This is a genomic window from Acidovorax sp. 35-64-16, from assembly GCF_002281195.1.
Taxonomy (GTDB): domain Bacteria; phylum Pseudomonadota; class Gammaproteobacteria; order Burkholderiales; family Burkholderiaceae_C; genus Acidovorax; species Acidovorax defluvii.
Genome location: NZ_NCFM01000015.1, coordinates 74,106 through 89,485, shown reverse-complemented (window position 1 = coordinate 89,485; position 15,380 = coordinate 74,106). Strand labels below are relative to the sequence as shown.

Annotated in this window: 11 protein-coding genes; all 11 read left to right on the top strand. The window is 64.1% G+C overall.

The window, feature by feature from the left end:
- Position 1 precedes the first annotated feature (1 nt).
- The 11 genes from B7Y64_RS11750 (at position 2) to rbfA (ending at position 15,380) form a co-directional block, all read left to right on the top strand.
- Positions 2-1,222 carry an MFS transporter gene (locus B7Y64_RS11750; RefSeq protein WP_291324535.1) on the top strand — a complete coding sequence of 407 codons (1,221 nt, stop codon included), beginning with the start codon at positions 2-4 and terminating at the stop codon, positions 1,220-1,222.
- A gap of 56 nt (positions 1,223-1,278) precedes the next feature.
- Entirely contained in the window at positions 1,279-2,751 is a 1,473-nt protein-coding gene (locus tag B7Y64_RS11745; protein ID WP_291324536.1) for an RNB domain-containing ribonuclease, read from the top strand.
- A gap of 163 nt (positions 2,752-2,914) precedes the next feature.
- Positions 2,915-3,451 (top strand): flavin reductase family protein, encoded by a 537-nt coding sequence (locus tag B7Y64_RS11740; RefSeq protein WP_291324537.1) that lies wholly within the window; start codon positions 2,915-2,917, stop codon positions 3,449-3,451.
- A 112-nt stretch (positions 3,452-3,563) separates the two neighbouring features.
- Complete coding sequence (locus B7Y64_RS11735; RefSeq protein WP_291324538.1) at positions 3,564-4,334, top strand: c-type cytochrome; 771 nt, start codon at positions 3,564-3,566, stop codon at positions 4,332-4,334.
- An 11-nt stretch (positions 4,335-4,345) separates the two neighbouring features.
- Complete coding sequence (locus B7Y64_RS11730) at positions 4,346-5,638, top strand: cytochrome c (RefSeq protein ID WP_291324539.1); 1,293 nt, start codon at positions 4,346-4,348, stop codon at positions 5,636-5,638.
- A 14-nt stretch (positions 5,639-5,652) separates the two neighbouring features.
- On the top strand, positions 5,653-6,039 hold the full coding sequence (locus B7Y64_RS11725; RefSeq protein ID WP_111864285.1) for a thioredoxin family protein: 387 nt from the start codon (positions 5,653-5,655) through the stop codon (positions 6,037-6,039).
- A gap of 240 nt (positions 6,040-6,279) precedes the next feature.
- Positions 6,280-9,657, top strand: coding sequence for a DEAD/DEAH box helicase (locus B7Y64_RS11720; protein WP_291328954.1), 3,378 nt, complete (start codon positions 6,280-6,282; stop codon positions 9,655-9,657).
- A 308-nt stretch (positions 9,658-9,965) separates the two neighbouring features.
- Positions 9,966-10,559 carry a ribosome maturation factor RimP gene (rimP, locus tag B7Y64_RS11715; protein WP_111864283.1) on the top strand — a complete coding sequence of 198 codons (594 nt, stop codon included), beginning with the start codon at positions 9,966-9,968 and terminating at the stop codon, positions 10,557-10,559.
- Between the two features lie 77 nt (positions 10,560-10,636).
- A complete protein-coding gene (nusA, locus tag B7Y64_RS11710; protein ID WP_291324540.1) occupies positions 10,637-12,121 on the top strand; it encodes a transcription termination factor NusA in 1,485 nt (494 codons plus the stop codon).
- A 23-nt stretch (positions 12,122-12,144) separates the two neighbouring features.
- Positions 12,145-15,006, top strand: coding sequence for a translation initiation factor IF-2 (infB, locus tag B7Y64_RS11705; protein ID WP_291324541.1), 2,862 nt, complete (start codon positions 12,145-12,147; stop codon positions 15,004-15,006).
- A 2-nt stretch (positions 15,007-15,008) separates the two neighbouring features.
- A complete protein-coding gene (gene rbfA, locus B7Y64_RS11700; RefSeq protein ID WP_024814841.1) occupies positions 15,009-15,380 on the top strand; it encodes a 30S ribosome-binding factor RbfA in 372 nt (123 codons plus the stop codon).

The following is a 15,380-nucleotide window of genomic DNA, read 5'->3' as shown; positions in this document are numbered from 1 at the left end:
CATGAGCCTGCGCCCGGCAGAATCACCCGCCACAGAGGCCAACGCCCGAACCCGCCGCGCCAAGCTGCACCCGGATGTGCTCAAGCTCGGCCTGGTGAGTTTTCTCACCGACCTGAGCTCCGAGATGATCTTCTCGGTGTTTGCCGTCTTCTTCACCACGGTGGCGGGAGCATCCACCGCGCTGCTGGGGCTGATCGAGGGGCTGGCGGATTTTTCGGCCTCGTCGCTCAATTACCTGGCGGGCTGGCTGTCGGACCGCAGCGGCCGGCGCAAGTGGTTTGCCACGGCGGGCTATGCATTTTCGACATTGGCCAAGCTGATCTTGCTGGTGTCGTCGTCCATCGTGGGGTTGTCGATCTTTCGCGTTGTTGAGCGGCTGGGCAAGGGCTTTCGCGGCCCGCCGCGCGATGCCTGGCTATCGTCGATTGCCGCCAAAGAATCGCGGGGCTACGCCTTTGGGGTGCACAAGGCGCTGGACAAATCGGGCGCCGTGCTGGGCCCGCTGGTGGCTTATGCGCTGCTCAAATCGCTGGGTGAATCGGCCAGCACTTACAGCCTGCTGTTTCTGGTGGCCTTTGTGCCGGCAGTGGTGGCCGTGGTGGTGCTCACGCGCATCCCCGACCAGCGCGGTCAGCCCCATGCGCGCGAGAGCGTGCGCCAGAATTGGCAGCAGCTCAGCAGGCCGTTCAAGCGGTTTTTGCTGCCGGCGGGGGTGTTTGCATTGGCGTATTTCAGCCTCGGTTTTGTTTTGCTCAAGGCCCAAGACGTGGGCTTTGGCATGACCGACATCGTGCTGCTGTATGCATTGTTCAACGTGGTTTGCGTGGTGGCCGCACCGCTGGTGGGACGGCTGGGCGACAGGGTAGGGCGCAGCCGCATCGTGGTGCTGGGCTATGCGCTGTATGCGGCCCTGAACCTGTGGCTGGTGTTGGCAGGCAGCCGCTGGGAAATGGTGGGCATCTTTTGCCTGTATGGCGTGTTCTATGCCATCGAAGAGTCGCAAAGCAAGGCCTTCATCGCCGATCTGGAGCCCGAGCGCCGGGCCACGGCCGTGGGCGTTTATAACTTTGTCACGGGCAGCTTGTATCTGCCCGCATCGCTGATGGCCGGCGCGCTGTGGGCGGTGGCGCCGGGCCTGGCTTTTGGGCTGGGTGCCGCGTTGTCGGTGGTGGCCATGGTGGTGTTCATGGCGGTGAAACCTGCCGCCGTGCTGCCACGCTGACAGCCCGTTTGCTGTTTTTTGGTAACAGGTCTGCGGCAACAACTTACATTGGAGCCATGGACAAACAACACACATTTCACCGCGGCGACCTGGTGCGCATTGCCATTGACGCCATGAAGGAGCGCGGCCTGGAGCCCGAGTTTCCGCCGCGCGCCCTGCAGCAGCTGCAGACCATCGATGCCGCCGGGCAGGACGACGACCCGCGCATTCGCGACCTCACGGCGCTGCCCTGGTGCTCGATCGACAACGACGATTCGCTCGACCTCGATCAACTGACGGCATGCGGTGCCATGGGCAACGGTGCGGTGAAGATTTTTGTGGCGGTGGCCGATGTGGACGCCCTGGTCAAGAAAAACTCGGCCATCGACCAGCACGCGCACACCAACACCACATCGGTCTACACCTCGGCGCGGGTGTTTTCAATGCTGCCCGAGCGCCTGTCCACCGACCTCACCTCGCTGAACCCGGGCGAGGATCGGCTGGCCATCGTGACCGAAATGGTGGTGGATGCCGAAGGCGTGGTCACCCATTCCACGGTGCACCGCGCGCGCGTGCGCAACCACGCCAAGCTGGCCTACGACGCGGTGGCAGCGTGGATCGAAGGCGAAGGCGACCTGCCCGAGGCCGCCCGCGCTGTGCCCGGCATGGACGAGCAGTTGCGCACCCAGGACGCGGTGGCCCAGCGTATGCGTGCGCGCCGGCGCGCCGCCGGCTCGCTGGACCTGGAAACCTTTCAGCCGCGCGCCGTGTTCGACGGCGACCGTGTGGTGGACATCCGCCAGCAGGAGCAAAACCGCGCGCGCCAGCTGATTGAAGAATTCATGATTGCCACCAACACCTGCACGGCGCAGTTTCTGGCGCAGCATGGCGGCAGCGCCTTGCGGCGGGTGGTGCGCTCGCCCGAGCGCTGGCTGCGTATCGTGGAAGTGGCCAGCAAATACGGCGAGGCACTGCCCAAAGAGCCCGATTCGCGTGCGCTGGAGGGCTTTCTGGCGCGCCAGCGCAAGGCCGATCCGCTGCGCTTTCCCGACCTGTCGCTGGTCATCATCAAGCTGATGGGCTCGGGCGAATATGTGGTGGAGCATGCCCGGGGCGAGCCCATCGGCCACTTTGGCCTGGCCGTGCGCGACTACACGCATTCCACCGCGCCCAACCGCCGTTACCCTGATCTCGTCAGCCTGCGCATGGTCAAGGCCCTGCTGTCGGGCGAGCGTGCGCCCTATGGCATGGCCGAGCTGGCCACATTGGCCGAGCATTGCACCCACCAGGAAGACGCGGCGCAAAAGGTGGAGCGCAGCGTGCGCAAGTCCGAGGCGGCGCTGTTCATGCAGGGGCTGATCGGCAAGCAGTTTGACGCCATCGTCACCGGTCGCACCGAAAGCGCCACCTGGGTGCGCATCTTCACGCCGCCGGCCGAGGGCCTGCTGGTGTCGGGTGATTTCAACCTGGACGTGGGGGCGAAGATCCGCGTGAAACTGGTCAGCACCAATGTGGAGCGCGGGTTCATCGATTTCGAGCAGGCGCACTGATACGGCTTTGCCTTCAAGCGGCTACCGTCGTTGGGTCGCCTTGCTGTGCGACAGCACTGTCTTCGGCTCCTCGCCTTGTGATCCGGTTGAATGCAAACCCGTATGATTTCTCCGCCAGCCCGGCTCGCGCCGCCGTCAATCTCACCCGGCAGGAGGTTTCACCATGGCCAAGCGATCGTTTCCTCTGTCCAAGGTTTACGGGCTGCTCGAACCGGGTCCGGTCCTGCTGCTGAGCACGGCGCACAAGGGCCGCATCAACGCCATGGCGATGTCGTGGCACACCATGATGGAGTTCGAGCCACCGCTGGTGGGCTGCGTGGTCAGCAGCCGCGATTTCAGCTTCAAGGCGCTCAAAGCCACGCGCGAATGCGTGTTGAACATCCCCACCCTGGAGTTGGCGCAAAAAGTGGTCGACTGCGGCAACAGCTCGGGCCGCAGCGTGGACAAGTTCACGGCGTTTGGCCTGACGCCAGCGCCCGCTTCGCTGGTGGGCGCGCCGCTGATTGCCGAGTGCCATGCCAACCTGGAGTGCAAGGTGGTCGATACGCGGTTTGTCAACCGCTACAACTTCTTTGTGCTGGAGGTCGTCAAGGCCTGGACCGATCCGGAGTGCAAGGACCCGCGCACGCTGCACCACCGCGGCTGGGGCGCGTTCATGGTGGCGGGCGACACGATTCGGCTGCCGTCAAAGATGAAGTGACTGGCGCCGGGCGCTTGGGCAACTTGGACAACTTGGCCAGCGCGGTGCATTCAACGGTCTTGCAAAGCCGCACGCCCGCACAAGTCCATCGTGTTCCGGCCAAAATCTGCCCATGACGAATTGCCTGCACCGCCCCTTGCGTTTTCTGTTGTCGTTGTTGTGGCCTGCTGCCCTGGGCGCCTGTGCGCTGGCGGCCATGCCGGCCGTGGCTGCTTCTGGGGCCACTGCCAATGTGGACAGCGCCATGGGGCCGCGGGTGCTGGCCTGCACCACCTGCCACGGCGAGGAAGGCCGCGCCACGCAGGAGGGTTTTTTTCCGCGCATCGCGGGCAAGCCGGCGGGTTACCTGTTAAACCAGCTGGTCAATTTTCGGGAGGGGCGGCGCAGTTATCCGCAGATGGGCTACCTCATCGAGCACCTCACAGACGACTATCTGCGCGAGATCGCGACCCACTTTGCCGGGCTGCAGCTGCCCTATGCGCCCCCCCCGGCGCCCCAGGCTGGGCCGCAGGTGCTGGAGCGCGGACGCCAGTTGGTGCAGCAGGGCGACGTGGCGCGCCAGTTGCCCGCCTGCGTGCAATGCCATGGCCAGGCGATGACGGGGCTCAATCCGTCGATTCCTGGCTTGCTGGGCCTGCCACGCGACTACCTCAACAGCCAGTTGGGCGCCTGGAAAACCGGCCAGCGCCGCGCGCAGGCACCCGATTGCATGGCCGACATTGCGCGCCAGCTTTCGCCCGACGAGGTGAGTGCGGTATCGGCCTGGCTGGCGGCCCAGCCGGTGCCCGGTGGCGGCAAACCCGCCGACCGACTGGCAGGGGCCATGCCGGTGCGCTGCGGCGGGGTGGATGGTGTGCCGGTGGTTGATGCGGCGGCGCGTTGAAGGGGCATGGCATGAAACGCATCCTCTGGACCCTTTTCTTCGCCGTGGCCTTGCTGGCGCTGGGCACCGCCGTGGTGGCAGCGCTCAACCTGCGCGGCGAGGCTGCCTTGCCGGCCGAATCGCAAGCCCTGTCACAGGCCGTGCCCGCCACGCCCGAGCTGGTGGCGCGTGGCGAATACCTGGCCCGCGCGGGCAACTGCATGGCCTGCCACACCGTGCAGGGTGGTGCGCCCTATGCGGGCGGGCGCGGCATCGACACGCCATTTGGCGTGATTCACACCACCAACCTCACGCCCGACAAGGCGACAGGCATTGGCAACTGGTCGGCCGCCGAGTTCTGGCGCGCGCTGCACAACGGCCGCTCCAAGGACGGGCGCCTGCTGTACCCGGCGTTTCCCTACCCCAACTACACGCAGGTGACGCGCGAGGATTCCGATGCCATCTATGCCTATCTGCAAAGCCTGCCCGCCGTGGCGCAGGCCAACCGGCCGCACGCGCTGCGCTTTCCATACAACACGCAGGCGGCTTTGGGCGTGTGGCGGGCGCTGTTCTTCACGCCCGGCACGTTTGCGCCCGGGCCCGTGCAGTCGGCCGAATGGAACCGGGGTGCCTATCTGGTCAACGGCCTGGGCCATTGCGCGGCCTGCCACACACCGCGCAATGCACTGGGCGCCAGCAGCCAGGCGCAGGCATTCAGCGGGGGGCTGATTCCTGTGCAGAACTGGTATGCCCCGGCGCTCAATGTGGCTGCCGAGGCGGGCGTGGCGCACTGGCCCGTGGAGGATGTGGTGGCCCTGCTGAAGACCGGCGTGGCGCCGCAGGGCTCGGTGACCGGGCCCATGGCCGAGGTGGTTTTTCGCAGTACGCAGTATCTGAACGATGCCGATGCACAGGCGATTGCCGTGTACCTTCGTGCGCTGCCGCAGCGGGACATCGCCCCCGCAGAAGTGGTCAAACCCTCGGCCGCCACGCTGGAGCGGGGTGCCAAGGTGTATGAGCAACACTGCGCGCAATGCCATGGCGACAACGGCGAGGGCAAGCCGGGGGCTTTTCCGGCCCTGGCGGGCAACCGCGCCGTGGTGCTGCAAGACCCCACCAACCTCGTGCGCGTGGTGTTGCAGGGTGGCTACCTGCCGGCCACGGCGGGCAACCCGCGCCCGCACGGCATGCCGCCCTTCATGCAAGTGCTGGGCGACGACGATGTGGCCGCGGTCAGCACCTTTGTGCGCAACGCCTGGGGCAACCAGGCACCCGCAGTGGGTACCATCGGCGTTTACCGTGCCCGGGAGCGGCGCGGGTCTTGAAGGAGAGCCCCCCGATGCACAGCCCGGCCGCGTTGCCCGATTCACCCCTTGTGGCCCCTGGCAGCGGCTGGTGGGCGGTGTGCCTGTGCGCCAACTGGTGCGGCACCTGCCGCGACTATCGGCCGCTGTTTGACGATCTGGCCAGGGCGCACCCCCAGATGCGCTTTGTGTGGGTGGACATTGAAGACGATGCAGACCTGGCCGGTGACCTGGATGTGGAAACTTTTCCCACCTTGTTGATTGCCGATGGCACGACGGCGCGCTTTCTGGGGCCGCTGCTGCCGCAGGCGCCCGTGCTGGCGCGGCTGCTGGCCAGCCTGCAGGCCGCCCCGCACGGTGGTGGGGCGGGCGGTGAAGCGCAGGCAGTGTTTGAGCGGGTGCGCGCGGCGCGCAGTGCGTAGCTGCCGCATTGCAGCCTTGGCCGACCTGCAGGGGCACTTCAATGCCGGGTTGCGGGCAGAGGATGCTCTGGATGCTGCATTGCCATCGGGTTGAATTGCTCCTTTTTTAATAGCTTCTAGCGCTTACCAGTAAAGCGCTAGAGGCATATTTTGCTTAATATTTTCCCTATGTCACGCTTTCCCTGGTTTCACATCAATTCGTTGCAGGCCCAATGTGACAAAGGGGCCTGGTCGCGTGGCATGGATCTTTTCCGCAGGGCGGGTGTGGTGCGCACCGACATCGAAGCCGAGGGCAATGGCTGCTGGCACATCGAAGGCGAGGTGCAAGGCAGTCTGCCCGAGCCCTATGAGGTGTCGGTAGAGCTGGTCGTTGCGCCCAATGGGCAGCTCACGCTATGGTCGGGTGACTGCAGCTGCCCCGTGGGCGAGGACTGCAAGCACGCAGTGGCACTGACCCTGCAGGCTGCGCACCAGAACCCGGCCCAAGCGCACAACACCGCGCAAGAGCCCATGCCTGCCCCAGCCGCTCATGCCCTGAAGGCGCTGCACGAGCGCAGGGAGGCTGTGGCACGCGCCGAGGCCGACGCGCGGCTGGTGCACTGGCTGCAGGACTGGGACCGCGCCGCAGGTCTGTCGGCCCCGCCGGTTGTGGCGGCGTCAGGCTCCAGACCCGACCGGCCCGAGCAATACCTGTACCTGGTCTCCACCGTGGGGCTGCCGCGCGCCAGTGCGCAGCAGATGCAGTTGGAGGCCGTGGTGTCTTACCCCAAGGTGACTGGTGGCTGGGCCAAACCCAAACAGATTCGCACCCAACCCGGCCCGGGGCAGGCGGTGTTTGACCGCGCGAGTGATGCCGATCGCCAGGTTCTGCAACTGCTTCGCGCCATGCCGCGCGGCATGGGCTACTACTCGGCCTACAGCGCCGGGCCGGTGGCGGTGCTGGAAGGCGCGGTGGGGGTCATGGCGCTGCAGCAGGCAGCCAGCACCGGCAGCCTGTTTGCGGATGCGGGAGGCTCCACGGTGGGGGCTGCGCTGCGCTGGGGTGACCCCCTGCCCATCACCTGGACATGGCACGAGGCCCCGCCAGCCGCCGGTGGCGAAAGCACCTGGGCCTTGCGCGCCAGCCTGCCCGGTTCATCGGCCACGCTGTGCATCAACAGCCCGCCGCTTTATCTGGATGCCGTCAACGGCGTCTGTGGCACGGTCGAGGCCGATGGCCTCAGCGCTGCGCAGCTGGCCCTGTTGCTCAAGGCGCCCGCGTTGAGCGCCACGGCGCTGCAACGGCACCAGGCCGAGGTTGCCAGCCGTTTGGGCGGCGTGCTGCCGTTGCCGCCGGTGCTGGGTGCGCTCACGCGGGTGCAGGGTGTCCAGCCCGTGGCGCGCCTGCACCTTGCGCCCGTTCCGGCGCAAGACGTGCCGGACCTGGGCCTCATCACCGCGCAGCTGCGGTTTGACTACCAGGGCCATGTGGGCTGGTGGGTCGGGCAGGAGCTCAGCGTGCTGGTGACAGCGGCCGACGGCGGTCAGGTGCTGCTGCAGCGCGATGCGCAAGCCGAGCTGGGAGCCATCGAGCGCCTGATGGAACTGGGCCTGCTGGCCACCGACGACGGGCTGTTCGGCATTCCCGGTGAGCGCTCGCAGAACGACTGGATGCACTGGGCCGACAACGGTTTTGGGGTGCTGCGCGAGGCAGGTTTTGAAATCACCCTCGATGCGTCACTGGGTGGCTGGATTACCCACGCCGACGCGCTGGCCGTGGCGCTGCAGCCCGAGGGAGATGACGAAGCCACGTCCCCGTGGTTTGCACTGTCGCTAGGCATGGAGATCAATGGCGTGCGCCACAACATCCTGCCCTGGCTGCCCGACCTGATTGCCGCCGCCGCAGCACAGCCGCTGGACCCTCAAACCGGGCTGCCCCGCTTGCCCTCGCATGTCTATCTGCCTTCGCAGACGGGCCCCGGTTTTCTGCGCCTGCCCACCGATGCCCTTCGGCCGTGGATGGCTGCCCTGCTCGATCTGGTGGGCGACCGCACCCACGACTTCAATGGCGACAGCTTGAAGCTTTCGCGCATGGAGGCCGTGCGCACCAGCGCCGCGCTAGGGGAGGGCGCGGTGTGGGAAGGCGCAGCCGCTTTGCGCGCCATGGTGGCCCAGTTGCACGGCGCCAGCGCGCTGCCCGAGGTGCCGCTGCCCGCCACTGTCAAGGCGACCCTGCGGCCCTATCAGCAGCAGGGCCTGAACTGGTTGCAGTTTCTGAGCACCCATGGTTTGGCCGGTGTGTTGGCTGACGACATGGGCCTGGGCAAGACCCTGCAGACACTGGCACATATCCAGGTCGAAAAAGACGCAGGCCGCCTCACGCACCCCGCGCTCATCATTGCGCCCGTGAGCCTGATGGGCAACTGGCAGCGCGAGGCCGCGCGGTTTTGCCCGGGCCTGCGCAGCCTGGTGCTGCACGGTGCGGGCCGCCATGAGGTAGCCGACTCGGTGGCCGAGCACGATCTGGTCATCGCTCCGTATTCACTGCTGCAACGCGACCGCGAGCGCTGGCTGGCGCACGAATGGCACCTGGTGGTGCTCGATGAGGCGCAAAATATCAAGAACGCCAGCACGCACGCCGCGCAGGTGGTGGGCCAGTTGCAGGCGCGCCACCGGCTGTGCCTTTCGGGCACGCCCATGGAAAACCACTTGGGCGAGATCTGGAGCCTGTTTCACTTTTTGATGCCGGGCTTTCTGGGCAGCCAGCAGCGTTTCAAGGAGATGTTTCGCACCCCCATTGAGAAACTGGGTGACAGCGCGCGCATGGTGCAGTTGCGCACGCGCATCACGCCGTTCATGCTTCGGCGTACCAAGGCGCTGGTTGCCAGCGAGCTGCCGCCCAAGGTCGAAACCGTGATGCCGGTGGAAATGATCGGCGCGCAGGCCGATTTGTACGAAACCATTCGCCTGGGCATGGAGAGAACCGTGCGCGAAGCCCTGCAGTCCAAGGGGCTGGCCAAATCGCAGATCACCATCCTCGATGCGCTGCTCAAGTTGCGCCAGGTGTGCTGCCACCCGCAACTGGTGCCGCTGGATGCCGCCAAAAAGGTCAACGCTTCGGCCAAGCTGGATCAACTCATGACCTTGCTGCCCGAGATGCTGGCCGAGGGGCGGCGCATTTTGCTGTTCTCGCAGTTCACCAGCATGCTCACCCTGATCGAGGCTGAGCTGAAGAAGCGCAAGTTGCCCTGGGTCAAGCTCACGGGGCAAAGCCAGCGGCGCGACGCGATCATCGAGCAGTTCACGAGTGGGCAAGTGCCGTTGTTCTTGATCAGCCTCAAGGCCGGCGGGGTGGGGCTGAATCTGCCCCAGGCCGACACGGTCATCCACTACGACCCGTGGTGGAACCCCGCCGTGGAGGCCCAGGCCACCGATCGCGCCCACCGTATCGGCCAGACCCAGAGCGTGTGGGTGATCAAGCTGGTGGCGCAGGGCACGATTGAAGAGCGCATTCTGGTGCTGCAGGAGCGCAAAGCCCAGTTGGCCAGCAGCCTGTATGACACCAGCGCGGGGCGCAAGGAACCGTTGTTTACCGAAAGTGACCTGGCCGAGTTGTTGAAACCGCTATCACTGTCGTAGCAGCGAATCAAGAATGCGCGTGCACTACAGACGGTTTTGATAAAAAATTCTGATGCAGCGCATGGGCTTGGCTCCGCATGCGGCATGGGCGGTTGTTTTGTACCCAAAGGGGCGTTCAGGCAACAGCAGGGGCACAATTCGTCTTTGCAAATCAATGCTTTACGCGCTATAATGTGACTCTCACGACCAAACGGGCGGGTACCAACCGCCCGTTTTTTTTGGTCGAATGCTTTTGGAGCTCGAAGCTGTCGGGGAAGAGTCTCCGGGAGTTATCGGGTTTTTTGTTTTTTCGGGATTGAACGGAACACGTGGCATTACAGCAAGTCGTTGAACAAATTGTGACCGGTCTCGGTTACGACCTGGTGGAGATCGAACGGTCTCCGGGTGGCCTGCTGCGCGTCACCATCGACTTGCCATGGGTGCAGCCTGCCGTCGATGCGCCCGAGCCCGCGGTTGATCAGTTTGTCACCGTGGAAGACTGTGAAAAAGTCACCCGCCAGCTGCAGTTTGCGCTGGAGGTAGATGGGGTTGAATACAAGCGTCTTGAAGTCTCGTCGCCGGGCATTGATCGCCCCTTGCGCCACGAGCAGGACTTTGTCCGTTTTGAAGGTTCGGTTGTCGATCTCACGCTGAAAGCGCCTATCGGCGCTGCGGCGGTGGGTCAGGTCAACGCCACCCGCAAGAAATTTCGTGGCACGCTGGAGCGGGCCGAATCGGGTGGATGGCAGATCGTCTGGAGCGATGAGCCCGCAGGCAAGCCTGGTCAAAAAATAAGCAAGAAACGCGTACCAGCCCCCTTGCAGGCGCTGGGGTTTACGCTTGATGAGCTAAGGGACGCCCGGTTGGCGCCCATTGTGGATTTCAAGGGGCGGGGGGCGAAGACTGGTCAAGTGCCAGGCTGAGTCACTGGATGGTTTGGAGTGGGTTGGTGCTGTTGGCAGCTGCCGCCTGCGGGTGATAGAAACAGGAGAGTCGTCGCATGAATCGCGAATTGTTGATGTTGGTTGAGGCCATTTCGCGCGAGAAGAACGTTGAGCGCGATGTGGTCTTGGGCGCCGTGGAGTCGGCCTTGGCCCAGGCTACCAAAAAGCTGTACCAAGGTGAGGTGGACATCCGCGTGTCCGTCGATCGCGACAGCGGCAACTATGAGACTTTCCGTCGCTGGCTGGTAGTGCCTGACGAAGCAGGTCTGCAGAACCCCGAGGCTGAAGAGCTGCTGATGGACGCCAAGGAGCGCATCTCGGACATCGAAGTCGGGGAATACATTGAAGAGGGCGTCGAGTCCGTGCCGATTGGCCGCATCGGCGCCATGGCTGCCAAGCAGGTCATCCTGCAGAAGATCCGTGACGCCGAGCGTGAAATGCTGCTGAACGACTTCATGTCGCGCGGCGAGCGCATCTTTACCGGCACCGTCAAGCGCATGGACAAGGGCGACATCATTGTCGAATCCGGCCGCGTGGAAGGCCGTTTGCGTCGCAGCGAGATGATCCCCAAGGAAAACCTTCGCAGCGGTGACCGCGTTCGCGCCATGATCATGGAAGTGGACCTGACGCTGCGCGGCGCGCCCATCATCCTGTCGCGCTCGGCCCCCGAGTTCATGATCGAGCTGTTCCGCCAGGAAGTGCCCGAGATCGAACAAGGTCTGTTGGAGATCAAGAGCTGCGCCCGTGACCCTGGGTCGCGCGCCAAGATTGCCGTGCTGAGTCACGACAAGCGCGTGGATCCGATCGGTACCTGCGTCGGTGTGCGCGGCACCCGTGTGAACGGGGTCACCAATGAACTCGCTGGCGAGCGCGTGGACATCGTGCTGTGGTCCGAAGACCCGGCGCAGTTCGTTATTGGTGCGCTGGCCCCGGCCAACGTTTCGTCCATCGTGGTGGACGAGGAAAAGCACGCCATGGATGTGGTGGTGGACGAGGAAAATCTCGCCATCGCTATCGGACGAGGTGGCCAGAACGTGCGCCTGGCTTCCGACCTGACCGGCTGGAAGATCAACATCATGGACGCAGCCGAGTCGGCCCAGAAGCAGGCCAACGAGTCTGACACGGCCCGTCGCCTGTTCATGGAAAAGCTGGATGTGGACGAGGAAATCGCCGACATCCTGATCGCTGAAGGTTTCAACAGCCTGGAAGAAGTGGCCTATGTGCCGCTGCAGGAAATGCTGGAAATCGAAAGCTTTGATGAAGATACCGTGAACGAGCTGCGTGCCCGCGCCAAGGATGTGCTGCTCACCATGGAAATTGCCCGCGAGGAAAGCGTCGGAGAAGTTTCGCAAGATCTGCGCGACCTCGAAGGCCTCACGCCCGAACTGATTGCCAAGCTGGCAGAAAACGGTGTGCATACGCGTGACGACTTGGCCGATCTGGCCATTGATGAACTGACCGACCTGACCGGACAGTCCGCAGAAGATGCCAAAGCCCTGATCATGAAGGCGCGCGAACACTGGTTCGCAGGGCAAGAGTAAGGTCAGGGAGGCACGAACCAAATATGTCCAGTAATACTGTCGCCGAGTTTGCAACCGAACTCAAAAAATCGCCTGAAACCCTGCTCGACCAGCTCAAAGCTGCGGGCGTGTCCAAGGCTGCCACGTCCGATGCCCTCACCGAGTCGGACAAGCAAAAACTGCTGGCCTACCTGCAGGCCAGCCACGGCACGGCTTCGGCCGATCGCAAGAAGATCACGCTGGTGAAGAAGTCCACCAGCGAAATCAAGCAAGCCGATGCCACGGGCAAGGCGCGCACCATCCAGGTGGAAGTGCGCAAGAAGCGCACCTTTATCCAGCGCGATGAAGGCGTTGAGGCTGCTGCCGAATCCAGAGAACCCGTGGTGGAAGAAGCCTCTGTTTCCAGCGAGGACATCGAACTCGCCCGCCGCGAGGAAGAAGCCCGCCGCCAGGCAGAGCTGATTCGCCGCCAGGAGACCGAGCTGGCCGAAAAACGGGCCGAACGCGAAGCCCGCGAGCAGCGCGATCGTGAAGCCGAAGAGCGCGCCGCCGCCTACGCCGCCCAAGAGGCCAGCAAGAAGGCACAGGCCTCGGCCGTGAAGGAAGAAGCTACGCGTGAACAGGCTGCTGAAGCCGTCGCGCGCAATGCCGCACAGGTAGAAGCCCGCGAAAAGGCCGCAGCTGAATCCAAGGCCCGCTCTGATGAAGATGCAGCCCGAGCTGCTGACCTCGACGCACGCCGCCGCAAGGCCGAAGCCGAGGCGGCAGCCATCCGCTCCATGATGGCCACGCCCAAGAAGGCGGTCATGGTGGCCAAGAAGCCCGAAGAACCCAAGCCGGTGGCCAAGCCTGCGGCTGGGGCCGACGCCAAAAAGGGCACGCTGCACAAGCCCGCAGTCGGAACCGGCGTGGCCGCGCGTCCGGGTGCGCCAGCAGCGCCCGGTGCCGCCGCTGGCAAGGAAGTCAAGTCGGCCAAGCTGTCCTCCAGCTGGGCTGGTGACACAGCCAAGAAAAAAGAAATCAAGACCCGCGGCGACAGCAGCGGTGGTGTCGGTCGCAACAGCTGGCGTGGTGGCCCGCGTGGGCGCCGTGGCGACAACCGCGATCACCGTGACGATCACCACCAGCAGTCCGCTCCGGTGGAGGCGCGCATCCTTGAAGTGCACGTGCCTGAAACCATCACGGTGGCTGAGCTGGCGCACAAGATGTCCATCAAGGCATCTGAGGTCATCAAGGCGCTGATGAAGATGGGCCAGATGGTCACCATGAACCAGCCGCTGGATCAGGACACTGCCATGATCATCGTGGAAGAACTGGGTCATAAGGCAGTGGTGGCTGCACTGGATGATCCGGAAGCCTTCACCGATGAGGATTCAGCGCAGCAAGACGTAGTGCTTGTGCCTCGCGCTCCGGTCGTGACCGTGATGGGTCACGTCGATCACGGCAAGACCTCGCTGCTGGACTACATCCGTCGTGCCAAGGTGGCTTCGGGCGAAGCCGGTGGCATTACGCAGCACATTGGTGCTTACCACGTCGAGACGCCGCGCGGCATGATCTCGTTCCTCGACACCCCTGGTCACGAGGCCTTCACGGCCATGCGTGCCCGTGGTGCCCAGGCTACTGACATCGTGATTCTGGTGGTGGCTGCCGATGACGGTGTGATGCCGCAGACCAAGGAAGCCATCAAGCACGCCAAGGCGGCCGGTGTTCCTATCGTCGTGGCCATCACCAAGGCGGACAAGCCGGACGCCAACTTTGAGCGCGTCAAGCAGGAACTTGTGGTCGAACAGGTGGTGCCCGAGGAATACGGTGGCGATTCGCCTTTCGTGCCCGTGTCTTCCAAGACCGGCATGGGCATCGACATGCTGCTTGAGCAGGTGCTGCTGCAAGCCGAAGTGCTGGAACTCAAGGCGCCCGTCGATTCTCTGGCCAAGGGGCTGGTGATCGAAGCCAAGCTGGACAAGGGCCGTGGCCCTGTGGCGACCGTGCTGGTGCAGTCCGGTACGCTGAAGGTGGGCGACGTGGTGCTTGCTGGCCAGACCTATGGCCGCGTGCGCGCCATGCTGGATGAAAGCGGCAAGACCGCCAAGACGGCAGGACCGTCGATTCCAGTCGAAATTCAGGGCCTGACCGAAGTGCCCCAGGCGGGTGACGACTTCATGGTGCTGACCGATGAGCGCCGTGCGCGCGAAGTCGCTACCTACCGTGCCGGCAAGTTCCGCAATACCAAGCTGGCGCGTCAGCAAGCGGCCAAGCTGGAGAACATGTTTGCCGACATGACGGCGGGCGAAGTGAAGATGCTGCCCATCATCGTCAAGGCCGACGTGCAGGGCTCGCAGGAAGCGCTGGCGCAGTCGCTGCTCAAGCTCTCGACCGACGAGGTCAAGGTGCAACTGGTGTACGCCGCAGTGGGCGCCATCAGCGAGTCGGACATCAACCTGGCGATTGCCTCCAAGGCCATCGTGATTGGCTTCAATGTGCGCGCCGATGCCGGTGCACGCAAGCTGGCCGAAGGCAACGGTGTCGATCTGCATTACTACAGCATCATTTATGACGCCGTGGACGAGTTGCGCGTGGCCATGTCGGGCATGCTGGCTCCGGAGCAGCGCGAGGAAATCATTGGCACGGCCGAGATCCGGACCGTGTTCGTGGCAACCAAGATCGGCACGATTGCCGGTTCGTACATCACCTCCGGCATGGTGCACCGCAACGCCAGGTTCCGCCTGCTGCGCGACAACGTGGTGGTCTACACGGGCGAAGTCGATTCGATCAAGCGCCTCAAGGACGATGTCAAGGAAGTCAAGGAAGGTTTTGAGTGCGGTATCAAGCTTAAGAACTACAACGACATCAAGGAAGGTGATCACCTCGAATTCTTTGATATCAAGGAAATCGCGCGGACGCTGTAACCATGGCTGCCAAGAAGTCTTCCACCCCCAATCGCGCCTTCAAGGTGGCCGATCAGATCCAGCGCGATCTGACGGAACTGATTGCGCGCGAGTTGAAAGACCCGCGCGTGGGCATGGTGACGCTGCAGGGTGTGGAGGTAACTCCCGACTACGCGCACGCCAAGGTGTTTTTCAGCCTGCTCATTGGCGATCCGGTGGAAACGCAGGCGGCGCTCAACCAGGCTGCCGGGTTTCTGCGCAACGGCCTATTCAAGCGCCTGCACATCCACACGGTGCCTACGCTGCATTTTGTGTTTGACCGCACCTCCGAGCGTGCGGCCGACATGAACGCCCTGATCGCCAAGGCTGTTTCCTCGCGCGCCAAAGAAGACTAG

Coding starts and splice junctions, on each gene's coding strand:
- B7Y64_RS11720 (WP_291328954.1), top strand. CDS start 6,280: ATGGATCTTTTCCGCAGGGCGGGTGTGGTGCGCACCGACATCGAAGCC.
- B7Y64_RS11725 (WP_111864285.1), top strand. CDS start 5,653: ATGCACAGCCCGGCCGCGTTGCCCGATTCACCCCTTGTGGCCCCTGGC.
- nusA (WP_291324540.1), top strand. CDS start 10,637: ATGAATCGCGAATTGTTGATGTTGGTTGAGGCCATTTCGCGCGAGAAG.
- B7Y64_RS11730 (WP_291324539.1), top strand. CDS start 4,346: ATGAAACGCATCCTCTGGACCCTTTTCTTCGCCGTGGCCTTGCTGGCG.
- B7Y64_RS11740 (WP_291324537.1), top strand. CDS start 2,915: ATGGCCAAGCGATCGTTTCCTCTGTCCAAGGTTTACGGGCTGCTCGAA.
- B7Y64_RS11745 (WP_291324536.1), top strand. CDS start 1,279: ATGGACAAACAACACACATTTCACCGCGGCGACCTGGTGCGCATTGCC.
- B7Y64_RS11735 (WP_291324538.1), top strand. CDS start 3,564: ATGACGAATTGCCTGCACCGCCCCTTGCGTTTTCTGTTGTCGTTGTTG.
- infB (WP_291324541.1), top strand. CDS start 12,145: ATGTCCAGTAATACTGTCGCCGAGTTTGCAACCGAACTCAAAAAATCG.
- rbfA (WP_024814841.1), top strand. CDS start 15,009: ATGGCTGCCAAGAAGTCTTCCACCCCCAATCGCGCCTTCAAGGTGGCC.
- B7Y64_RS11750 (WP_291324535.1), top strand. CDS start 2: ATGAGCCTGCGCCCGGCAGAATCACCCGCCACAGAGGCCAACGCCCGA.